The sequence below is a fragment of the Arthrobacter sp. ok362 genome (genome assembly GCF_900102785.1).
Lineage (GTDB): Bacteria > Actinomycetota > Actinomycetes > Actinomycetales > Micrococcaceae > Arthrobacter.
The window spans coordinates 14,449-36,433 of sequence record NZ_FNGC01000013.1 but is presented as its reverse complement, the minus strand read 5'-3'; the positions used below and the strand labels follow the sequence as shown (position 1 = coordinate 36,433).

At 67.5% G+C, this 21,985-nt stretch carries 19 protein-coding genes and 2 riboswitches; of the genes, 7 read left to right on the top strand and 12 right to left on the bottom strand.

Features of this window, described 5'->3' with window-relative positions:
- The first annotated feature begins 236 nt into the window (after positions 1-236).
- Genes BLQ10_RS16725 through BLQ10_RS16715 form a run of 3 tightly spaced genes read left to right on the top strand, consistent with a single transcriptional unit; the run spans position 237 to position 2,498 of the window.
- Positions 237-983 carry a hypothetical protein gene (locus BLQ10_RS16725; RefSeq protein WP_091563998.1) on the top strand — a complete coding sequence of 249 codons (747 nt, stop codon included), beginning with the start codon at positions 237-239 and terminating at the stop codon, positions 981-983.
- Positions 980-1,711: a hypothetical protein gene (locus BLQ10_RS16720; RefSeq protein WP_091563996.1), complete on the top strand. Its 732-nt coding sequence runs from the start codon at positions 980-982 to the stop codon at positions 1,709-1,711. The genes BLQ10_RS16725 and BLQ10_RS16720 overlap by 4 nt, the downstream gene beginning before the upstream one ends.
- A 43-nt stretch (positions 1,712-1,754) precedes the next feature.
- Positions 1,755-2,498: a hypothetical protein gene (locus BLQ10_RS16715; protein WP_091563994.1), complete on the top strand. Its 744-nt coding sequence runs from the start codon at positions 1,755-1,757 to the stop codon at positions 2,496-2,498.
- 259 nt (positions 2,499-2,757) lie between these two features.
- On the opposite strand, the gene BLQ10_RS16710 is transcribed toward BLQ10_RS16715, so the two are convergent.
- The 9 genes from BLQ10_RS16710 to BLQ10_RS16670 all read right to left on the bottom strand — a co-directional run bounded on the left by BLQ10_RS16710 (position 2,758) and on the right by BLQ10_RS16670 (position 13,401).
- Positions 2,758-5,793 carry an alpha-mannosidase gene (locus tag BLQ10_RS16710; protein WP_091563993.1) on the bottom strand — a complete coding sequence of 1,012 codons (3,036 nt, stop codon included), beginning with the start codon at positions 5,791-5,793 and terminating at the stop codon, positions 2,758-2,760.
- Positions 5,794-5,881: 88 nt separating this feature from the next.
- The gene (gene fdhD, locus BLQ10_RS16705) at positions 5,882-6,754 is read right to left on the bottom strand and encodes a formate dehydrogenase accessory sulfurtransferase FdhD (protein ID WP_091563991.1); all 873 of its coding nucleotides are present in this window, start codon (positions 6,752-6,754) and stop codon (positions 5,882-5,884) included.
- 100 nt (positions 6,755-6,854) lie between these two features.
- On the bottom strand, positions 6,855-8,348 hold the full coding sequence (locus BLQ10_RS16700; protein ID WP_091563989.1) for a molybdopterin molybdotransferase MoeA: 1,494 nt from the start codon (positions 8,346-8,348) through the stop codon (positions 6,855-6,857).
- Positions 8,345-8,632: a DUF6457 domain-containing protein gene (locus tag BLQ10_RS16695; RefSeq protein WP_091563988.1), complete on the bottom strand. Its 288-nt coding sequence runs from the start codon at positions 8,630-8,632 to the stop codon at positions 8,345-8,347. Before BLQ10_RS16695 ends, BLQ10_RS16700 begins: the two co-directional genes overlap by 4 nt.
- A gap of 21 nt (positions 8,633-8,653) precedes the next feature.
- Positions 8,654-9,331, bottom strand: coding sequence for a molybdenum cofactor guanylyltransferase (locus BLQ10_RS16690; protein WP_091563986.1), 678 nt, complete (start codon positions 9,329-9,331; stop codon positions 8,654-8,656).
- 99 nt (positions 9,332-9,430) lie between these two features.
- Entirely contained in the window at positions 9,431-9,931 is a 501-nt protein-coding gene (locus tag BLQ10_RS16685) for an HNH endonuclease (RefSeq protein WP_091564117.1), read from the bottom strand.
- A gap of 221 nt (positions 9,932-10,152) precedes the next feature.
- Positions 10,153-10,911, bottom strand: a complete 759-nt coding sequence (locus BLQ10_RS16680; protein ID WP_091563985.1) for an NlpC/P60 family protein — start codon at positions 10,909-10,911, stop codon at positions 10,153-10,155.
- Between the two features lie 295 nt (positions 10,912-11,206).
- A riboswitch (cyclic di-AMP (ydaO/yuaA leader) is annotated at positions 11,207-11,365 on the bottom strand.
- A 146-nt stretch (positions 11,366-11,511) separates the two neighbouring features.
- Entirely contained in the window at positions 11,512-12,333 is an 822-nt protein-coding gene (locus BLQ10_RS16675) for a M23 family metallopeptidase (protein WP_091563983.1), read from the bottom strand.
- 6 nt (positions 12,334-12,339) lie between these two features.
- A riboswitch (cyclic di-AMP (ydaO/yuaA leader) is annotated at positions 12,340-12,555 on the bottom strand.
- Positions 12,556-12,705: 150 nt separating this feature from the next.
- On the bottom strand, positions 12,706-13,401 hold the full coding sequence (locus tag BLQ10_RS16670; protein ID WP_091563982.1) for an iron-dependent transcriptional repressor DtxR: 696 nt from the start codon (positions 13,399-13,401) through the stop codon (positions 12,706-12,708).
- A gap of 361 nt (positions 13,402-13,762) precedes the next feature.
- Here BLQ10_RS16670 and serC point away from each other — a divergent pair, with 361 nt between their 5' ends.
- Positions 13,763-14,893, top strand: a complete 1,131-nt coding sequence (serC, locus tag BLQ10_RS16665; protein ID WP_091563980.1) for a phosphoserine transaminase — start codon at positions 13,763-13,765, stop codon at positions 14,891-14,893.
- A 66-nt stretch (positions 14,894-14,959) separates the two neighbouring features.
- Here the strand turns inward: serC and BLQ10_RS16660 are convergent, their stop codons facing one another.
- Genes BLQ10_RS16660 through BLQ10_RS16650 form a run of 3 tightly spaced genes read right to left on the bottom strand, consistent with a single transcriptional unit; the run spans position 14,960 to position 17,357 of the window.
- Entirely contained in the window at positions 14,960-16,291 is a 1,332-nt protein-coding gene (locus tag BLQ10_RS16660; protein ID WP_091563979.1) for an MFS transporter, read from the bottom strand.
- Positions 16,292-16,335: 44 nt separating this feature from the next.
- Positions 16,336-16,965 (bottom strand): DUF3027 domain-containing protein, encoded by a 630-nt coding sequence (locus BLQ10_RS16655; RefSeq protein WP_091563977.1) that lies wholly within the window; start codon positions 16,963-16,965, stop codon positions 16,336-16,338.
- Positions 16,966-16,973: 8 nt separating this feature from the next.
- Positions 16,974-17,357 carry a cold-shock protein gene (locus BLQ10_RS16650; RefSeq protein ID WP_090582694.1) on the bottom strand — a complete coding sequence of 128 codons (384 nt, stop codon included), beginning with the start codon at positions 17,355-17,357 and terminating at the stop codon, positions 16,974-16,976.
- Between the two features lie 177 nt (positions 17,358-17,534).
- Here BLQ10_RS16650 and BLQ10_RS16645 point away from each other — a divergent pair, with 177 nt between their 5' ends.
- Genes BLQ10_RS16645 through BLQ10_RS16635 form a run of 3 tightly spaced genes read left to right on the top strand, consistent with a single transcriptional unit; the run spans position 17,535 to position 21,917 of the window.
- Positions 17,535-17,768: a hypothetical protein gene (locus BLQ10_RS16645; protein WP_091563975.1), complete on the top strand. Its 234-nt coding sequence runs from the start codon at positions 17,535-17,537 to the stop codon at positions 17,766-17,768.
- 10 nt (positions 17,769-17,778) lie between these two features.
- On the top strand, positions 17,779-20,274 hold the full coding sequence (locus tag BLQ10_RS16640) for a helicase-associated domain-containing protein (protein WP_091563974.1): 2,496 nt from the start codon (positions 17,779-17,781) through the stop codon (positions 20,272-20,274).
- The gene (locus BLQ10_RS16635; protein WP_091563972.1) at positions 20,271-21,917 is read left to right on the top strand and encodes a DNA repair helicase XPB; all 1,647 of its coding nucleotides are present in this window, start codon (positions 20,271-20,273) and stop codon (positions 21,915-21,917) included. Before BLQ10_RS16640 ends, BLQ10_RS16635 begins: the two co-directional genes overlap by 4 nt.
- Positions 21,918-21,985: the final 68 nt, after the last annotated feature.

The window sequence follows — 21,985 nt, the reverse complement described above, 5'->3', positions numbered from 1 at the left end:
GGCCGGCACCGGGCCGTCCCGGCGGGCCGAAAACCGGCCGGGCATAGAAGAACCCGCCGGTCCGGACTTGGGGGGTGTACGGACCAGCGGGTTCGACCATTTAGCATAGTTGAATTAGGACCTCACGTAAAATCCCAGCGCACACCGTCACACCGCTTCCGCCCCCCGCCTCAATCGCCGCTGCCCCACCGCATGCCAGTAGCCATACTGCCCATCGACTCCGCAGGAAGCCCTAGATGCCCCTACCCGCAAAGGCGTTCCAACTCTGGCTACATCGGGTTGCCCCGTCCGCAAGCACAGCCGATATCTGCAGGATCTCCGGGATCAAGCGCACCACCCTTGCGCAGCAGTTGGTGCGCGGGAAAGTGGCCGAAACCACTCTGGTCAGCATCAGCCGGGCCCTGGACTTGAGTCCCCTGGCGGAACTCGCTTCCTTCGACCACTATGCGGAACTGGCCGCCCCGCCGCAGCCGCCCACCCCCGCCGAACTCGTCAGCCAGGTTGCCACCATGGACCTGCTGCGCGCGGTCATTTCCCGTTCTTCCCCGGCCTACGGCGGCTATGGCGACCATGGCAGCTCAATGACCCCGGCGCTTGGCCCCGCCCCGCACGCTACTTCTGTCCGGAACTGGGTGGACGCGATTGACGACGGTGAGTTGCGCCACAGGGTTTCGGCTGCCACCGGCGTGGCACCGCAGAACTATTCGGCCCAGCTCACGGCCAACAGGCTGTCCCCCGAGCTGGCGGTCGCGACGGCCCGCGCGGCGGGCGTAGGATTCACGGGCGGGCTCGTCGCTACGGGCCTGATCACCGAGGATGAGGCCAGCTGGACGCCAGGGGCGAAGCAGGCCGCCCTGGATGCCCTCTCCGACGGAGAACTTAGCGCCCTGGCCGGGGAGCGGCTTCAGGCGCTCGGAAAAACGCTGCGGCGCCACGAACAGGAGCAGGCACAAACAGAAAAGATTTGGGAGAACCTCGGATGATCGCGACCCTGCAGTGGGGCACGCTGGCAGTCTGCGGCGTCGTCACGCTCGCCCGCGTACCCAGCCTCCTCCGGGGCGAGAACCGGTCCCTGTTCGCCGTCTTTGCGCTAATGACCCTGGCCATCCTGCTCAGCATCGACGCCCCGTATCTGGCCGTCGACCAGGCCCTCGGAGGCGTGAACATCGCCAACCTGGTGCTGCGCTTCATCATTTTCGCCGGCATCTTCTTCCTGGGGGTCCGGGTGGCCCGCGGCTTCAGCGCGGACGACGCCCTGCGGCTCATCACCGGCCCTGTTGGAATTGCGGTAGCCGCAGCCGCGTCGGCTGCGGTGGTGCTGGTCTTCCTCACAATGGACACTGCCGGCTCCTCGGCCGGGCTGGTCGCCCTGTCCGCCAAGGATGACCGCAATGCCGCCTTGGTGGAGTATTACGGGGCTGCCGGGCGGCTCTATCCGGCGTTCATCACCGTGGCCCTGTTGCCGGCCATGCTGCGGACCCTGCGCAGCGGCCTCCCCGTTCTGGTGCGGTCCAGCGCGGCGGTGCTCGCGCTGGGCACCGTGGCCATCTCCCTAAGCCTGCTCTCCCCGGTCATTCCTCCGTCCCTCGGATTCCTGCGGTTCGTCGTGAACTACTCTGCCGTGCTGTGCCTGGTCCTGGGGCTGTCCCTGATCTGGTTGGCCAAGACGCTTGCGAAGCGGGCCACGAAGAAGCAAGCTGGCATGACCTGACCATCTTGGGGCTGAGCAGGCAAGTGATGTGGGAGAACCCGGAATGATTGCAACCCTCCAGTGGGGCACGCTGATCATCTGTTCCGTGGTGCTCCTCCTCCGCGTCCCGGATGCAATCCAGGGGCGGAACCGGGCCGTTTTCTGGATACTGGTTCTCGCCACCCTGTGCAGCCTGCTCTCGGTGCCCGGCCCCTATGAGGCGATCGACGCGGCGCTGGGGGGATGGAACCTCACCCACCTGATCTTGCGCTTCCTCGTGTTCGCGGCGGTCCTGCTGGTCGGTCTGCGCGTGGCGACCGGGCTGGCCGACGAGCGCGGCTACCGCCTCATCGCGGGCCCGGCGGGGCGCTGGGCCCTGGCCGTCAGCGCTGCCGCCGTGGCGGTGTTCTTCTTTCTCATGGACACCCGCGGATCCTCGGCCGGCATGCTGGACATCACGGACAACGGTGGACGCAATGCCGTCCTGGCGCCGTTCTACGCCGCGGCAGGCCGCGCCTATCCTGCCTTTGTCTCCCTCGCCCTGCTGCCGGCATTGCTGGCCACCACCAGGAGCCAATTGCCGCGGCTGGTGCGTGCCGCGGCCCTCCTGACATGCCTCGGCGCCCTCGCCACCGCGTGCAGCGTCCCCGCTTCCTTCGCACCCGCTGCCTGGGTCCTCCCGCAGCAGACGGTCAATTATTTGGCCGTCGTGGGCTATGTCCTGGGCCTGGGACTGTTCTGGGCTTCGGGGCTCGCAGCGAAGCCGCCGAGTAACGCTCGCGCAACATTCCGCAAGAACAAAGGGTAAGGCATTCACAAAATCATTAGACCGTGAGAGAATCATGAATGTGTGAAAGCGGCAACCGCTTCGTGTACGGAAGTCAGCCGTGCGAAGCAGAGGCAGTCGTCCAAGCGCCATTGGGGGGATGAGTGGTAGCGGTCCGCGAGGACCGCTCCCACTCAGCCTGTTTCAGGGGTTTTCCGGTTTTCGACTGCGGTTTTGTCCCTGCCTTTTTGTCCTGCAATTTTGTCCCTGCGGGGCCGTCGGAACAGACGGCCCCGACCTGTCAGCGGACAAACCTCAGCGTGACCAGCTGGAACGGCCGCAACGTGAGCTCGGCGGAATCGAGGCCTGCCGTCACGCCCGGTGCGTCGACGGGCCGTTCCAACAGATCCACCGAGTGCAGCCCGCGGACCGGGAAATTGGCCTTCAGGACGCCTGTGGACCGTTCCCCCAGCGATTCGTACAGCCGGACAATCACGTCGCCGGAGCCGTCTTCAGCGAGTTTGACCGCTTCGATGACGAGGGCCTGGTTGAACACGGTGACCAGCGGCTCCACGCCGTGGGCCCCTTGCACCACCCGCGGGGCCAGATTGGTGCGGTAGCCCTCCTCGACGGCCTCCGCGATGGTGGCGCCCGGCCGGATCGTGACGTGAAGCTCGTGCCTGCCCTGATCCGCGCCAGGATCCGGGAACTTCGGTGCCCGCAGAAGCGAGACCCGCACTGTGGTGGTGGTCCCGCCGTCGTCCTCCCGGACGTTGCGGGTGACGTCGTGGCCGTAGCTGGAGGCGTTGGAGATGGCCACCCCGTAGCCCGGCTCGGCGACGTGGATCCAGCGGTGGGCGCAGATCTCGAATTTCGCAGCCTCCCAGGACGTGTTGACATGGGTGGGGCGGAACACGTGCCCAAACTGCGTCTCCGCCGCCGAGCGGTCTGCCCTGACGTCCAGGGCAAAGCCCAGCTTGAGCAGTTTTTCGCTCTCCTGCCAGTCCACGAGTGTGGTGATCGCGAGCGAGCCGGCGCCCGCGGCGAGCGCTATCCGCTGGGTCACGGGCGAGGAGCCGGCCATCCGCTCCACCACCACGACGGCGTTCGGGCTATCCCCTCGGGGGTCGCGCTCCAGTGTCACCGAACGCGCCTCGACCAGGCGGACAACGTTCCTGCGGTAGAAGGCGTCGATGTCCCACGCGTCCCATTCATTCGGCGTGTCCCGGTGCAGCTCCAGGAGGTTGCCAAACTCGCCGGGAGCAATCGCCTCACGTCCGGTGGCGTGGTCCCTGAGCGAGGCCAGCAGTCCGTCGGCATCCACCACGGCCCGGATGATGCCGTTGTCCAGGATGTAGCCGCCGTCCGCCTCGGTGACCTCTACCGGCTGCCCGGGCCGGACCGGCTCGGCAGCGGCCAGGGCAGGCACGCCCAGGCGCTCCTGCGGGGCAGCGTTGAGGAGGAATTCCCGGCTGCCAGTGCCGAGTGCCGCAGCCGCGGCGTTGGTGATGATCACTTCCAGCCCCCGTTCGACGGCGGCGTAGTTCCGCTCGGCGTCCTGGTGGACCCACGCGATGGAACTCCCCGGCAGGATGTCATGAAATTGCTGCAGCAGGACCAGCCGCCAGAGGCGCTTGAGCTCCGCAGCAGGGTAGCTGTGTCCGGCACGCACTGCCGCGGTGGCACTCCAGAGCTCCGCTTCCCGGAGAAGGTGCTCGCTACGCCGGTTTCCCAGCTTGGTCCTGGCCTGGCTGGTGTAGGTGCCGCGGTGCAGTTCCAGGTACATCTCCCCCACCCAGACCGGCAGGGGCTCATACTCGGCCTGGGCCTGCCCAAAGAAGCTGGCTGCCGAGCCGATCCGCACCTTCGGGGATCCTTCCAGGTCCGCCGCGCGCTGCGCCGCGGCCAGCATCTCGCGTGTTGGCCCGCCGCCGCCGTCGCCGTACCCGAACGGAACCAGCGAGGTGCCTCCGCGTCCGTGGTCCCGGTAGTTCCGTTCTGCGTGCGCCAGGTCCCGGGCGCTGAGATCGGAGTTGTACCTGTCCACCGGCGGGAAATGGGTGAAGACCCGGGTGCCGTCGATTCCCTCCCAGTTGAAGGTGTGGTGGGGCATCTTGTTGACCTGGTTCCAGGAGATCTTCTGGGTCAGGAACCAGCGGCTGCCCGCGGCTTTGATGATCTGCGGCAGCGCCGCGGAATACCCAAACGTGTCCGGGAGCCACGCTTCCTGGCACTCCACCCCGAATTCGGCCAGGAAAAAGCTCTTGCCCTCGAGGAACTGCCGTGCCATGGCCTCGCCGCCGGGCATGTTCGAGTCTGACTCGACCCACATCCCGCCGACGGGAACGAAGCGGCCGGCGCGGACCTTGTCCCGGATGCGCCCGAAGAGCTCCGGATAGTACTCTTTCATCCACGCAAGCTGCTGGGCCGAGGAACACGAAAAGATGAAATCGGGATACTCGTCCATCAGCGCGACGACGTTGGAGAACGTCCGGGCACACTTGCGGATGGTTTCCCGTACGGGCCACAACCAGGCCGAATCGATATGGGCGTGGCCCGTGGCCACGAGCTGGTGCGCCGAGGCGTAGGCCGGCCGGGACAGCACGTCGGTGAGGGCGGCCCGTCCGGCTTCTGCGGTACCGGCAACGTCGTCGGGGTCCATGATGTCCAGCATGCGTTCCAGCGCCCGCAGGATTTCGTGGCGGCGGGGCAGCTCCATGGGCAGCTCGTGCATGAGCCCGGCAAGGGTGAAGATGTCCTGCTGCAGTTCCCAGACCGTCTCGTTGCGTTCGGCGATGGCGATCGTGCCGAGACGGTATTTCGGTTCGCAGCCCGACGTCGCCTTGTCGCCGTAGGGGGTGGCGGCGAATGTCCAGTTCTGGGACAAGTCGGGGTTGGCCGCGGCTTCGACGTAGAAGTCCACGGCCATGCCGCTGCCCAGGAGCTTGAGCGGAATGTACTGGTTCCGTGGCGAGATGGCCTTGATGATGGTCCCGTCGGACCGCCAGGCAATGCCTTCGCACTGGAAACCCGGTAGCTCGCCACTGAAGCCCAGGTCCACGAGGATTTCCACCGAGGTGCCGGACGCGGTTCCCCACGCGTCCGGCACCTCGCCCCGGAGCCGGAGCCATTTGGTGCTCCACGGCCGGCCCCAGGCCGCGCCGTGCTCCTGCGGCGTAAACTCGTGCCGCAGGGCCTCCAGTACTGGCACGGGTTCGTCCGGTGCGTCCCAGCTGCTCAGAGTCAGCGGGACGCTGCGCGGGTAGACCGCCGGGGCGATGCGGTCCCGCAGAAAGCGGTCCAGCCGGACTTCCGTAAGACGGCGGTCGTCGTGCAATGTGATCCTCTTCAGCGCTGGGGTCCGATTGGCTCCAATCGATGGATAAAACTTACGCCGTGGGGGACCTGTTGGCCAAGTGTTGCCGCTAGCCGGCCGCGGGGGCCGGAACGGCGACGCGCTGCTGGCCTGCGTACACGTTCAGGCTGGTCCGGCGGCTGAACCCGGCCAGGGTCATCCCGCTGGCCTCGGCAAGCTCGACGGCCAGGCTGGAGGGGGCACTGACAGCGGCAAGGACCGGGATTCCGGCGAGGGATGCCTTCTGGACGAGCTCGAACGATGCTCTGCCGGACACCTGCAGCACGGTGCCCCGGAGCGGCAGCAGTCCTTCCCGGAGCGCCCAGCCCACCACCTTGTCCACCGCATTGTGCCGTCCGACGTCTTCGCGGAGGCACAGCAACTCCGCCGAGCCGTCGTCGGAGATCCTGAAGAGTCCGGCGGCGTGCACGCCACCGGTGACGTCAAAGACCTCCTGGGCGGACCGGAGGGTGTCCGGGAGGGCCGCGAGCGTTTCCACGGGAACTGTCAACGGATCCTGTGCCGGGCTGTAGTGCGAGGACTTGCGCACGGCATCGATCGAGTCCGTCCCGCAGATGCCGCAGGAACTGGAGGTGAAGACGTTTCGTCCGGTCTCGGGCCGGACGACGTCGGGCCGGAGTTGAGCCTCCACGACGTTGAACGTTTGGATGCCGTCGGCGTCTTCGCCGGCGCAGAACCTGAGCGAGACCAGCTGCTCGGGAGCCCAGATGATCCCCTCTGAGACGAGGAACCCCGCGACGAGGTCGAAGTCATTGCCCGGCGTTCGCATGGTGACGGAAAAAGACATGTTCCCAAGCCGGATTTCCAGCGGTTCCTCGACCGCAAGGACGTCCTCCCGGTGCCGGACCGGAAATTCGAGGGCCTGCGGGGACCCGTCCAGAACGATCTTGTGCACTTTGCGGCGCTGCGTGACACGGCCCATCCGGTGCTCCTAAGCAACATGTTGTGCGGTTGTCTTGATTCTTTGGCTGGTTCCATCATTGTAAGTGCCTGATCCTGAAGCCAGCGCAGCGGGCCAGGGCTCAGCCCAGGAGGGCACTCCAGTCCACCGGCCCGTCGCTGGCCGCGGCTTTCCTGGCGGTCCGCTTCGCCGCCGGTTTCTGCGCGGCGGGCGCTGCCGCAGGGCCAGGGAGCGGCGCACCCCACGGGAGTGCGAAGGCGGGGACCAGTTCCCCCAGCTGCACGCCATGGGGCGGGACCACCAGCACCCCGTCGGCGGCGGCCAGGCCCCGCATCATGCCCGGGCCGGTGTGCTGCGCCGGGGACGCCATGCCATAGAGCAGCCGGAAGGGCATGAGCCGCGTCCGGCCGGGATCGGCGTCAATCGTCGAGCCGCAAGGCACTTCGCTGAGCGGGGGGATGGGTCCGTGCCCCAGCCCCGCGAGGAGCGGGGCTCCGATCGTGGCCAGTGCCATCATGGCCGCGAGCGGGTTTCCTGGCAGGCCGAGGATGTAGCGGCCATCCGGCAGTTCGGCCAGCACAGCGGGGTGGCCCGGGCGCATGGCGATCCCGTCGATGAGCAGGCGGCCGCCGAGATCGGCGACCGAACGCCTGAGGTGGTCCGTTCCGGAGCGTCCCGTACCGCCGGTGGTGATGACGACGTCGGCGGGCAGGCTTTCAGCGGCTTGATCGGTGTCCTCGAGCGCGGCGAGCCATTCGGCGTAGGTATCGCCGATTTTCACTTCTTCGGCACAGATCCCGCCGAGCATTCCCACCACGGCCGCCAGCTGGGGTCCGAAGGTGTCCCGAACCTGCCCGGGTGCCGGCATCCCGGAGGTCACGACCTCGGAACCGGTGAAGACGAGTCGCACCACGGCCTTGCCGAGCACCGGAAGGGTGTCGCTTCCGGCCAGCGCGGCCAGGGCCAGGTGGGCGGGGTTCAGGACAGTGCCGCGTTTGATCAGGACGTCTCCGGCGGCGGCTTCCTCCCCCGCATTCCTGATGTGGTCTCCGTTCCGCGGGTCCCCGGGTTTCGCGTTGCCGCCCAGCTTCAGGACGGGCAGGCCGTCCTCGTCGGCGTCGATGATCCCGCTTTCGCTGCGCAGCACCGCCTTGGCCCCGGCCGGAATGAGGCCACCGGTGACAATCGGGCTTGCCTGGTGCGGTGCCAGCCGCTGGTTGGGTGCGGCCAGGATCCATGGACCGCTGCCGTTGACGGCCCAGCCGTCCATGGCAGAGGAAGCGTAATGGGGCATGTCCTGCAATGCAACGACGTCCACTGCGAGTGTCCGGCCCAGCGCCTGCCGGAGCGGGACGGGGGCAGCCGGAATGGGAGCGGCGCAGTCGAACGCGAGCTGCCGGGCCTCTTGCCACGTGTGGGCCAGGTGCTTGTGCGGCCCCTCCGCCGCGTCCTGGTCCGCCTTGTCGTCGGCGGCAGTGTCCTCGTCCGCCGTGTCCTCTTCCCCCGTGTCCTGGTCCGCCGGGGTGTGAGGGTCCGGGGGGACTTGAGGGTCTCTGAGGCCGTCTCTACCTGCGGCGGCGGCGGGTCCGCTGCCGTCCGGGGCCGCCGCCGTCATGCCCCGGAAGCTTCGGCGGCTGCGTAGTCCTTGGCGAGCCGGCGCGCCACCGCCATCGCGGCCTCCATGGATACGGAGTCCGTGGCCTGCCCCGAGCCGGAGGCCAGACCGGCGGCAAAGCCGGCAATGAACGTGGTCAGCGGCGCCGCCGGGCGCACCACGGAGTGGGCGGCCACCCCGGCCAGTGCGAGAACCTCGTTCACGTCAATCTCAACGTCTTCCAGCTCCAGGGCCTGGAGCAGGGCACGGCACCAGTCTTCCAGCGTTTCATCCTGGCTTTTCACCGTTTGCCTCCATGGTCGAGTTCAGCTGCGGAGTTCCGGACCGGAGCCCGGACCGCGGTCTGGAATCCTCCCGGATACCCCTAATGCGGACGCGTCATCCCAGGTGTCGACATCATCCGTGGAACCGGGGGGAACGCGAACTTCCCGCACGTCCAGCCTAGCAAGAAGGGCGAAGACCGACGCGTTTTCCAGCCCGCCCCTGCCCGCGGCGTCCGCAACACAACGTTGTAGCGCAGCCGTGCCATAAAACCCCGCGAGCGGCTGCTTCCGGCCATCGGCCGAGACGGCCATGACCCCGTCGCCCCCGTTCCGTTCTGGCACCAGTGCAACAGAGGCGGCCAGCGATTCGGCCAGGGCGCGGACCGCCTCGGCCGAGCGCGGCATGTCACAGGCAAGGACCAGGGTAAACGGCGCCGGCGCCGCTGCTTCGTGCCCGCCGGCCTGGTCAACGGCCAGCGCGGCCAGTCCCGCGGCGATGGCCGCGGCTGGCCCGGCGAAGGGCGGCTCTTCCCGGCAGGTCAGCACGCCGTCGGGCAGGTCCCCGGGGTCAGGTCCGACGACGACGGTGCGCCCCGCCGCGCCCGCGGCGCGCAGTGACCGCTCAAGGAGGGTGGCGCCGTCGTAGATCAGCCCGGATTTGGGCACGCCGCCCAGGCGGGAGGACCGTCCCCCGGCGAGAATGATGGCATCGAACTCCACCGGTCCAGCCTAGCCCGGGACGGGCTGCCGACGAATCAGCGCGGCGCCGGCTGCCGCCGAATTGGGCGTGGCGTGCCCGGCAGCAATTCAGCCGGCAGTTCAGGCCGCTGATTCAGGCAGCAGGAACGGATCCCAGGCCGGAGTCGGCTTCTCGAGTTCCTTGATCTGCCAGATGGCGCCCTTTGGCGGGCCCGGAACAAAGCCGATCTTCCAACCCATCTCCGCCGGCGTGTGATCGCTCTTGGCGTTGTTGCACCGCAGGCACGCCGCCACCAGATTCTCCCAGGAATCGGCCCCGCCCCGGGATTTTGGCTGGACGTGGTCGATGGTGTGGGCAGCCTTGCCGCAGTAGGCGCAGCGGTGGGCATCGCGGCGGAGCACGCCGCGGCGGCTCACCGCTGTCATGGCGTTGTACCTCGGCCGGATGTAGCGGTTCAGCAGGATCACGGACGGGCGGCCCAGAATGTCCTGGGGGCCGACAACGGGGTCGTCCCCTTCGGCCACCACGCTGGCCTTTCCGGTTAGGACAAGGACGAGCGCCCGGCGGAAGGTGATGACCGCCAGGGGTTCATATCCAGCATTCAGAACGAGAGTGCGCATCCGCATACCTCTTCACGGCCGCACCCGCCAGCGGCACGAGGGCCGGCTGCCCTCTGCATGGTCGGGCTATGGATCGACAACACAAGAGTAAACACTCAGGTGCCAGATCACCGAATATTTTTTCACCGGCGGTGTCCTCAGCGCGAAAAGTTCACTGCGCGGCAACGCAAAAGACCCCCGCCAAGAGGCGGGGGTCTTTCGAAGGTTGCTGGTGGTCTTGCCTAGCCGCCGACGCGGATGAAGACCGGGCCGGAACCGACGTTTACGCTGTACAGCGCGGTGGTGCCGCCGTTCCAGCCGCCGTGGACTGCCATGCCGTTGCCGACGTAGACCGCGATGTGAGCCATGCCCACGCCGCCGTTCTGGTAGTAGGCGAGGTCGCCCGGGCGTGCCTCGGCGGCGCTCACGGTGCGGCCGAGGGACAGGTAACCTGCCGGCCAGCCGTGGTAGTGGATGCCAGCCGCGGCCAGGGCGTTGGTGGCGAGGGCGGTGCAGTCCTGCGCCACGCCGATCTGTGCGTAGGCAGCGGCGGCGATGGTCGCGCCGGCGCCGCTTCCGATGCCGGCGGGCGCCTGGGCAGCGACGCCGCCGCTGACGCCGAGCTCGGTGCCACCGGCGCGGGTGGCCGTGGAATCCTGGACCTTCACGACGGGCTTGGGAGCCTCGACGACGGGAGCCGGCGACGTGGTCACAGCGGGCTTCTCGTAGGAGATCGCGATGGTGGAAGCGGCCGAGATGGTGGCCGGAGCAGTGGACTGGACTTCCAGGGCCGAAGCGGAGGTGGATTCGCGCTGAACATTGGTCTCAGCAGCGTTGGCTGCGATTCCGCTGGTCAGAACCAGACCGGAAGCTGCGGCGATGACCGCGGCCTGACGGCCCATGCCGCCGGCGTTGTCGCCTACAGCCTTGGCAATAACAGCCAGCGAGTTGGTCTTGGTGACCTCGGCGCGGTGCCGTGCAACGGTTGCACGAGTAGTCATTCAGTTCTCTCTTTCGTGATCCTTGGGCCGCGCGCTTTTGGGCACGGGCTGAGGACGCTCCGGCATCTTGGGGGTACGCCGGATCGCCCCGAAATGGGTTACTTAGCGAAGGGTGTACTGCGAAGACGCGCCAAAAGCGGAAACTGCATGCTGTCCGGGCTCGGTAGAGAATGAGCCTGCGGAACGTGATCCAATCCGGGCGCCGGCAAGGGCGGCACGTGATGTGGATTCCAGCGGGCTCGAAAGAGCCTCGCCGGTGCGCATGCGCGCAGAATAGTGGCGTGAAGACACGAAAGTAGCCTCTCCCAATGCCTACGAGGTGAGCTGTCGGATTCGGATGGGAGTCACCCGGCCGCGCTGCTTCCTGGGAAGCTTTGCGACTTAACCCCAAGGCCTTCTTTCGAAGGCCAAAAATGGTTCCCCCGCCCCTGCCAGACGATGTCATGCGAACGGACCTTGAGCGGTGGCAGAGCTAGGCAATCCACTCAAGAGCGCCAACTTCGGAAAAGTTGGCGTGCTTCAAACCCTACAGCAGTCCAGACCCAATGTCACATTCGGATCACGGCGTGTCATAAGAACTTGAGAGCGGTCCATCGTCTTTTAGAGCCAGCCGAGGGGGTCAACGACGTCGCCGTTAACCATCACTTCAAAGTGAAGGTGGCAGCCCGTGGAGGCGCCGGTGGTCCCGCTCATCGCGATGACGTCACCGCGCGATACTTTCTGGCCGACCTTGACCGAGGCCGAGGACAGGTGGTTGTACGTGGTCTCCAGGCCGTTGCCGTGGTCGATGACCACGCGGTTTCCACCGCCGAAGGGATGCCATCCGTTGAATGTCACGGTGCCGCTGGCGGCTGCATGGACCGCCGTGCCGCACTGGGCAGCGAAATCCTGGCCGCGGTGGAACTCCCCCGCGCCCCCGGTGATGGGGCTGACGCGGTAGCCGAACGGCGAGGCGGTGACCAGATGATCCAGCGGCGGGCCAAGGGTGCCTGCAGATGCCGCGCGGGTGATGCTGCCCACAGACTGGGCGCTCAGCAGCTGCTTGAGCTTCCCGTCCGGATCGCCCTTCGTGGTGACGGCTGTGCGGCTGAAGTCGACCTTTGCGCCCGCGGCCGCCGTGACGTCAGGCTGCACGGCAGCGGAGAGAGCGCCGGATCCCCCCATATTGGAGGCCATCACCGGGCTCGTGACGGGGACCGTCACGGTGAGAACCAACCCAGTTGCGGCCAGTGCGATCCCGGCCTTCTGCCCAACTCCGCTGGCCGCAGCAAACTCCGTTACCTGACGGAACGGACTGCGCCGGCGACGCCGTTCATCGCGGTGCGGGTCGCGCGGGCGTTCGGCCATGTGCGCGACGACGGGACGCGGCTCCGGAGAGGGACCGGTCGCGCGGCGACGGCCCCTGGCGGTCTGGGTGGTCAAAAGAACGGTTCCTCTCTGGAATAGCCTGCGAAGTTAGCTGTCGGATTCGGGTCAGAGAGATCAAAGACCCGGTCCGCCGCTGCAAGCAGCGAGGCACAGGGGTATCCCAGGGGGATCCTTCGGTGGAAGCAGCTTGCCGCTAACGGACTTCACCCCAAGGCTGCTGAAGCAGCAGCCGAAAGTGGTTCCCCCGCCCCTGCCAGGAGGTGGTTCTGCGACTGATCCGCTGGCAGGGCTCGGCTTCGGATCAGGTAACGCTTTGGTATCGGTACTGGCCACTAACTATAGGGGATTAAGCCGCCCGGTGATAAATCCGTAATCGCTATTGTGAAGAACTCATGGGTCGTCCCATGTCCGGCACGTTGTGGCTGGTCAGGCGACTGTTACAAAGACGTGCGCGGCCACCTCGGGCGGAAGCTCCAGGGCACCCTCGATGTCGGGGACGCGGACCGAAATGTACTCCCCCACCCGCTCCAGCGAGAGAAGCGCACCAGGGCGGATTCCGCCCTCGTCGAGCTGGGCCAGAAGCTCCGGCTCCACCTGGATCGGCTCCGCGAGCCGGTTGACCGTGATCCGCGAATCAGCACCGTAGCCGGCCATGGCCTCGAGCAGGTTCACGGCCCTGTCAGCGGGAGCGCCATTGGCAATGCCGCCAAGATCCGCAAGCCCCGGAATGGGGTTTCCGTAGGGCGAAACCGTCGGGTGGTTGAGCATCTCAAAGATTCGGCGCTCGACCCGTTCGCTCATGACGTGCTCCCAGCGGCACGCTTCCTCATGGACGTAGGCCCAGTCGAGTCCGATCACGTCTGCGAGCAGCCGTTCCGCGAGGCGGTGCTTGCGCATGACGCCGATTGCGCGTTTGCGCCCAGTTTCGGTCAGCTCAAGGTGCCGGTCGCCCGAAACAACCACAAGCCCGTCCCGCTCCATGCGGCCGATGGTCTGGGAAACGGTGGGGCCGGAGTGGCGGAGCCGTTCGGCGATGCGGGCGCGGAGTGCAACGATGTTTTCTTCTTCAAGTTCCAGGATGGTCCGAAGATACATCTCCGTGGTATCGATCAGATCCGTCATTCAGCTCAGCTCCTCGAGCGCAGTCCTTGCGTCATTCCCACCGTACCGCGTGCGGGCTGCAAGCAGGATGCGCCCTGGCGAGAACCGCCGTACGTTCGCATGCCAGCCTAGCCTATTTTGAATTACTCCGGATAATTTTTCGTTCGGGCCGGGACTGCCCTCCCGGCGCCCGCAGGCCGGCAGTTCCGGGGCGTCTCAATGACCGGACTGTGACGGGTCTTTTTCCGTATCGCCGGGGGCTGTCAGGCAAAATAAAACAGGCAGAATGAAACAGGCAGCATGAAAAGGGGTGTCCGTTGTAGCCATCCCTGCCAGGCCACCTCCCAGCCACGCTACGAACCAGCCGAAAATTGGAGCCACTGTGAGCGACACCAGCATCACGATCCCCGTCAACCTCCTGCCCAAGGACGGACGGTTCGGCGCCGGTCCGTCCAAGGTCCGACCGGAACAGATGGACGCCCTCGCCGCGGCATCGGCGAAGCTGCTGGGGACCTCGCACCGCCAGGCACCCGTGAAGAACCTGGTCGGCTCGGTACGCAGCGGCCTCAGCGAATTCTTCCGCGCGCCCGAAGGTTATGAAGTGGTGCTCGGTGTGGGCGGATCAACCGCGTTCTGGGACATTGCCAGCTTCGGACTCGTGGAGAACAAGGCGCAGCACCTGTCCTTCGGCGAGTTCGGCTCGAAATTTGCCTCGGCCACCAACAAGGCGCCTTTCCTCGCCGAATCCTCCATCCTCAAGGCCGAACCCGGCACCCGCCCCGCCGCCCGGGCGGAGGCCGGCGTCGACGTCTATGCGTGGCCGCAGAACGAAACCTCAACCGGCGTGGCCGCCCCCGTCCAGCGCGTGGCAGGCGCCGACGAGGGGTCGCTGGTGCTGGTGGACGCGACCTCGGCCGCGGGCGGGCTGGACGTGGACGTGGCAGAGTCCGACGTGTACTACTTTGCGCCGCAGAAGAACTTCGCGTCCGACGGCGGCCTGTGGCTTGGCCTGTTCTCCCCCGCGGCCCTTGAGCGTGCGGCCCGGATCAAGGCCGGTGACCGCTGGATCCCCGACTTCCTGGACCTCCAGACAGCGATCGACAACTCCCGGCTGAACCAGACCTACAACACCCCGGCACTGGCCACCCTGGTGACCCTGGATGCCCAGGTGCAGTGGCTCAACGCCAACGGCGGCCTGGACTTCGCCGCCGGCCGGACCGCGGATTCCGCCGGCCGCATCTACCGCTGGGCCGAGGCGTCCGGCTACGCCACGCCGTTCGTGGCCAAGGCCGAGGACCGTTCCAACGTGATCGCCACGATCGACTTCGACGAATCGATCGATGCCTCGGCCATCGCCAGGGTGCTCCGCGCCAATGGCGTCGTCGACACCGAGCCGTACCGCAAGCTGGGCCGCAACCAGCTGCGCATCGCCACCTTCGTGGCGATCGAGCCGGACGACGTCTCGGCACTGCTCGAGTGCATCGACTTCGTCGTGGCTGAACTGAAGAAGTAGCCTCAGCGTCCGGCGGCGTCGTCACGGCCTATTAGAACCCAGGCCGTGGCGGCGCCCGCCGTCGTTTCAGGCAGGTCCGCCCGTCTGCGCATCCTGCTGAGAACCCGGCTGGGAACCCGGGCTGGCGCCGGCCGCGGCGGTCCCGCTTTCGACGCGGAAGTACCGCAGCCCGCGCGCGCGGCGGTTGAAGTGGAGCCGCAGGTGCCTGGCCCGGATGATCCACACCAGTCCGATCAGGGCCGCCAGCAGGCCGGCGCCCGCCGCCACCGCCATGGACCAGCGGGGGCCGGCGGTGTTTGCCACCCAGCCGACGAGCGGGGCGCCAATGGGGGTGCCGCCCATGAAAATTGCCATGTAGAGGGCCATCACCCGGCCGCGCATTACGGGGTCCGTGGTGGTCTGGACGTACCCGTTGGCGCTCGTCATCATGGTGATCGCGAACAGCCCCACGGGCACCAGTGCGACGCCGTACCAGAAGTAGTTTGGGGCCATCGCGGCGATGCCCGCGGTCACGCCGAAGGCCCCGGCCGCCCCGAAGATGACCCGCAGGCGTGGCTTGCCGCGACCGGCGGACAACAGCGCGCCGGCGACGGAACCGATGGCCATGATCGAATTCATCAGGCCGAAGGCCCCCGCGTCAAGGCCGAATTCCGTACCCACCATGGCCGCGATAAACAGGGCGAAATTCAGCCCCAGGGTTCCCACAATGAAGATCGCCACGAGCACCACGACGAGGTCCGGACGGAACCTGACATAGCGCAGACCCTCCCGGATCCTGCCCTTGCCCGCCCGTGCCCGCGGCAGCCGCCGCAGCGACGCGGCCGGGATTTTCGCCAGGCTCAGCAACATGGCCACGAAGGTGAGCGTGTTGATGAGGAAGACCCAGCCGGGCCCGACAACGGCAGTGAGCACGCCGGCGACTGCCGGGCCGATCATCCGGGCGACGTTGAAGGAAGCGCTGTTGAGGGCCACGGCATTGGGGAGGTAGTCGTCCTGGACCAGTTCCGAGACGAACGTCTGCCGCACGGGAGCGTCCAGCGCGGAGACCACCCCGAGCAGTAGGGCGAAAGCGTAGACCTGCCAGAGTTGGGCCGCGCCAAAGACCACCAGGATGCCCAGTCCGGCGCTCAGGAGCGCCATTGCGGACTGGGTCAGCACCAGGAGCCGCTTACGGTTGAAGCGATCGGCGAGCAGTCCGGCCACGGGCGCCAGGAAGAGCTGCGGGCCCAACTGCAGCGCCATCGTGACCCCCACAGCCCCGGCATCGTGCGCCGTCAGGTGGGCGAACACCAGCCAGTCCTGGGCGGTGCGCTGCATCCAGGTGCCAATGTTGGAGATGAACGCACCGAGGAACCAGATGCGGTAGTTCAGGATGTGCAGGGACTTGAACGTGGACATCAGCCCCAGCCCTCCCCCGACACGCTCCCGGACGTTTTCAACCGCTAGTCGGCCTCGTCCGCGGAGCGTTCCCGCTCGGCGGCATCGGACTCGTCGGCGTCGGACTCGGCGGCGCCGGACTCGGCGGCGCCGGACTCGGCTGCATCGGACTCGGAAGCATCGGTCTCGGCAGCATTCTGCGTACCGGCGTCGGATGCCTGCGACGGCGTTTCGGACCCGGGCGCCTCGTCGGCGGCGTCGTCAGCCTGTGCGTCTTCGGGGCGGACCCGCTCAGCCCACGGAATCCAGGCCGGCGCCAGGATGGAGTCGTCGGAGGGCAGGAGGCCCAGTTCGTCCACCGTGACCACCTTGGACCGCGAGTTGCGTGTCAGCACGGCGTACCACTGCCAGCCCAGATACCCGGGCAGCCTGGATTCGAAGAGGTGGGTCACCAGGCGGTCGCCTTCGCTGCGGGCACCGATGTGCTCGCCGATCTGCTCGGCGGGGGCAATGCTTTCCACGGCGGTGCGGGCGACGTCGACGGCGGCGGCCAGAAAGGCGTCAGGCTTGCCGATGCGCCAGACGGGCACGCCGGCGCGCGGGCGGGTTCCCTGCTTTGAACCGGTTCCCGTGGATCCGGCGGGCAGGGTGGATCCGGCATCCGGCGCCGGCAACTGATCAGGTTCCTGAGTCATCAAGAGCCTTATACATCCAGCTCGTCGGCAACCTTACGGAGGGCCGCTGCGATCGCCTTGCCCTTGTTGCCTTCCGGGTACTTGCCCGCGGACAGGGTCCCGGAAAGGTTGTCCAGCACGCTGACGAGGTCCTGCACCAGCGGGGCAAGGTCCCTGGCACTGGGCCGCTTGGCCTTCGCGATGGACGGCGTCTTGTCCAGCACGCGAAGGCCGAGGGCCTGGGCACCCTTGCGGCCGTCCGCTACACCAAATTCAACGCGCGTTCCGGCCTTGAGCTCCGTGACGCCCTCGGGCAGCGCGGACTTGGGCAGGAAGACTTCTTGGCCGTCCTCGCCCGCGAGGAATCCGAAGCCTTTTTCCTTGTCATACCACTTGACCTTGCCGGTAGGCACGTAATCAACCTTCTTCGTTCTGCGGGGACACGGCCGGCGGTCACCGCATCCGCATGGATACGCGGGTTCAGGGTATGACTGCCCGGACCGTGTTGGTCTGTATCTCCAAGGTTATCCTGCCAGGTTCACTTTAGCGGCTAGAGGCGCGGGCGATGCTGGACTGTTAGCGTTGCCCACATGACACTGACGCGTTACCGGCGGCCTCTGATGATAACCGCGGCCACCCTTGCTGTGCTGTCCCTTGCTGCCGTCGGTGCTGTCATGGCCATGGCCTTCAACAATGTCGTGGCGCCCACCTGGATTACCTCAACGGCCCTCTACGGGCTCCCAGTGGCATTCCTGCTCATGCTGGCGCTCGTTGCGGACGCGGTGGCCGCACGGCGCCGCCCGCGCGGACCGGGCGAAAGGTAACGTTGAAGCGATGTCCCTCATCCGCGCGCTCAGCAAGGAACTTCAGGCACGAAGCGACGAATCGTTGCGGGCCTTGTTCTCCGCGCGGCCGGACCTGATTTCTCCCGGTGTCCCGGACTTCGCAGCCCTCGCCGCCCGTGCCAGCGGACGCGTCAGCGTCCAGCGGGCGCTCGAGCGGCTCAACCGTCCGCAAATGCAGGTGCTGGAAACCCTGCACCTGTGCACCAACGCCGATACCGGGCACAGCGCCTCGGCGGCGATGCTGAAGAAACTGATCAACGGCTCCTCGCTTGCAGCCATCGACCGGCTCCTCCATTCCCTGCAGGAACTGGCCCTCGTCCACCGCGCCGATCCGCCGCACGGTGCCGCTCCCGCCGCCGCCAAGCAGCGCCACTACCTTCCGGTGGGCAGCCTCAAGGATGTGATCGGCATCTACCCTGCGGGGCTGGGGCGCAGCTACACCGAACTCGTGCGGCTCCAGCCGGCGTTTGCGCAGCGCGTGGTGCAGCTGGTGGCGGAACTGCACCGCAGCGGGGCGTCCATCTCCCCCGCCACGACGCCGATGGAAGCGGCCCTGTCGCTGCAGCACTGGACGGCAACACCGGAATCGCTGCAGCAAATCCTGGCCACCGCGCCGAATCGGACGGCCGCCCTGCTGGCCAGGTTCGGAAACTGGGCCATGGGCGCCGTTCCGCAGGCGCAGCGCCGGGCTTCCGTGCTCCATGAAAGCGCCGACGTCGGCCCTGTGGACTGGCTGCTGGCCCGGGGTCTGCTGGTGCCGCTGGACGCGGCCCACGTCGAACTGCCGCACAGCGTCGGAGTGTCGCTGCGCGGCGGGTTTGTCATCGAGAGTTTTTCCTTGGTGCCGCCCGTCCCCCACCTTGGCCACACGAGCGCAGGGCTGCGCCGGAACGCCGCGTTGGGCGCTATTGCCGAGACGCTGCGGCTCGTGGGCGAAGTGCTCTACACCGTGCGCGAGCAGCCCCTGGCGACGCTGCGCAGCGGGGGCGTCGGGGTCCGGGAGATGAAGCGGCTGGCGGATTCCCTCCGGATCGACGTGCACGAGGCCGGCGTTCTGGCGGAGTTCTGCGCAATGGCCGGCCTGCTGCGGCTGGACGTCGACAGTTCTGCGTGGGTGCAGCCGCCGCAGCTGGAGTGGCTGGCGCTGCCGCGGCAGGAACAATGGCTGTGGCTGGTCAATGCCTGGCTGGCCAGCGAGCGCGCGCCGTCCCTTGTGGGCCAGCCCGTGAATGCTGCCGCCCCGGGCCCGGCCGGCCACCGGAACTCGGCCGGGACCACCATCAATGCGCTCTCTGCCGAGGCGCAGCGGCCTGACGCGCCGGTGGTCCGTAAACGGGTCCTGGAAATCCTGAATGAACTCACCCTCGAAGCCGCGGCACCCGACGGACAGGCCCCCGCTCTCGATGCCGCCGCGGTGCTGGAGCGAGCCGAGTGGACCCAGCCCCGGATGGCCCGGCGTTTCAGCTCGCTGATCCGCGGCATCCTCACAGAAGCCGAGATGCTGGGCCTGATCGGCTCCGGGGCGCTCAGCCAGCTGGGCGCCGCGATCGCCGCCGAACAGCCGGATGAGGCGTTAGGGATCCTGGGCGAACACCTGCCGGCGGCCCTGCAACATGTCTTGCTGCAGGCGGACCTGACGGCGGTGGCACCGGGCTACCTCGACCCCGAACTGAGCGAACGGCTCCTGACCATGGCCGCGGCCGAAGGGCAGGGACCGGCAACCATCTACCGTTTCTCCGTCGCCTCCGTCCGCCGGGCCCTCGACGCCGGCCAGGACGCCGCGGCGATCTTGGACTTCCTGCGCCAGCATTCGGCCACCGCCATCCCGCAGCCACTCCGGTACCTCATCGAAGACACCGCCGCGCGCCACTCCCGGCTCCGCGTGGGGGCAGCAGCCAGCTTCATCCAAAGCGAGGACGAGGCTGCCTTGCTCGAACTGCTCAACGCCCCGGCCGCCGCCGGCCTCGGGCTGGTGCGCATCGCGCCCACCGTGGTCCTCTCGCACGCCGCACCCCGGGAAACCGCCCAGACCCTCAGGGGGCTGGGCCTCGCCCCCATTCTGGAGGAAGCAGCATCCGCCGTCGTCCGGCTGCGCCGCAGCACCCCGGGTCCCAGCATCGGCCGGCCCGTCTACACCGCCCCGCGGACCGCTCCGCCGGAGGCCGACATCGACGCCCAACTGGCCGTGCTGCGCGGTGACGGGTCCCGGGCACCTGGCTCCGGCGCTCACTCGCCGGCGGCTGCCCCGGGCAGCGAGGAAGCGATCCAGCTGGGGCTGGAGACGCTTCTGAAAGCTATCCGCCTCAGGCAGCGGGTGGTCATGAACGTCGTGGACAGCATGGGGAATGCCAGCCGCGAGACGGTTGTTCCGGTAGCTGTGAATGGCGGGCGGGTGCGGGTGTTCGATCCGGAAAAGGAGATCGAGCGGGTCCTGTCCATCCACCGGATTATCGACGTAGAAGCTACAGAGGAATTGTTCCAGTGAATGACGGGCCCCTGATCGTCCAGAGTGACAAGACCATCCTGCTGGAGGTCGACCACGAACTCGCAACGGAGGCCCGGCACGCCATCGCGGCCTTCGCCGAGCTGGAACGGGCCCCGGAGCATGTGCATAGCTATCGGTTGACGCCGCTGGGGCTGTGGAATGCCCGGGCGGCCGGGCTGGACGCCGAAAAGGTGCTGGACACCCTGCTCAGGTACTCCCGGTTCCCCGTGCCGCACTCCCTGCTGATCGACGTCGAAGAAACCATGTCCCGGTACGGCCGGCTCCGGCTGGAAAAGGACCCGCAGCACGGCCTGGTCATGCGTACGTCCGACTACCCGGTGCTGGAAGAAGTCAGCCGTGCCAAGAAGATCGCCCCACTGCTCGGCCCGCGCATCGACGGCGAGACGGTGGTGGTGCATTCCTCCCAGCGCGGCCAGCTCAAGCAGTTGCTGCTCAAGATTGGCTGGCCGGCCGAGGACCTGGCCGGCTACGTGGACGGCACGCCGCACCCCATCATGCTCAACGAATCCGGCTGGAAGCTGCGGCCCTACCAGCAACTGGCAGCGGAGAACTTCTGGGCCGGCGGCAGCGGCGTCGTCGTCCTTCCCTGCGGCGCCGGCAAAACGCTGGTCGGGGCGGCCGCCATGGCCACAAGCTCCACCACCACGCTGATCCTGGTGACCAACACCGTCGCCGCGCGGCAGTGGAAGGACGAGCTCATTAAGCGCACGTCGCTGACCGAGGAGGAGATCGGAGAGTACTCCGGCTCCGTCAAGGAAGTCCGTCCCGTCACGATCGCCACCTACCAGGTCCTGACCACGAAGCGCGGCGGCCTGTACCCGCACCTGGAGCTCGTTGACGGCAACGACTGGGGTCTGATCATCTACGACGAGGTCCACCTGCTGCCGGCGCCGATCTTCCGGATGACGGCGGACCTGCAGGCCCGGCGCCGGCTGGGGCTCACCGCCACGTTGGTGCGGGAGGACGGGCGGGAGGGCGAGGTCTTCAGCCTGATCGGTCCGAAGCGCTACGACGCGCCGTGGAAGGATATCGAGACCCAGGGCTACATCGCCCCCGCCGATTGCGTGGAGGTCCGGGTGGACCTGCCCCGCGACGAACGGGTGGCCTATGCCATGGCCGAGGACGCCGACAAGTACCGCCTGTGCGCCACCTCCGAGACGAAGACGCGGGTGGTGGAAGAACTCGTCGCCGAACACGCCGGCGAGCAACTCCTTGTGATCGGGCAGTACATCGACCAGCTCGACGAGATCGGCGAGCGCCTCAACGCGCCGGTGATCAAGGGCGACACCTCGGTCAAGGAACGCCAGCGGCTCTTCGACGCCTTCCGCGCGGGCGAGGTGCAGACCCTGGTGGTGTCCAAGGTGGCCAACTTCTCCATCGACCTGCCCGAGGCTTCGGTCGCGATCCAGGTCTCCGGTTCGTTCGGGTCCCGGCAGGAGGAGGCCCAGCGCTTGGGGCGGCTGCTGCGTCCGAAGAAGGACGGCCGCTCCGCCCGGTTTTACTCGCTGGTCGCCCGCGACACCCTGGATCAGGACTTCGCCGCGAAGCGGCAGCGTTTCCTCGCCGAGCAGGGCTACGCCTACCGGATTATGGACGCCAAGGACGTCGGCACCGCCGGCTAGGCGGATGGTTCCGCGCCCCGGCGCGACCGCAACAGGCGCGGCCCATGCAACACACATTTTTCATTCAG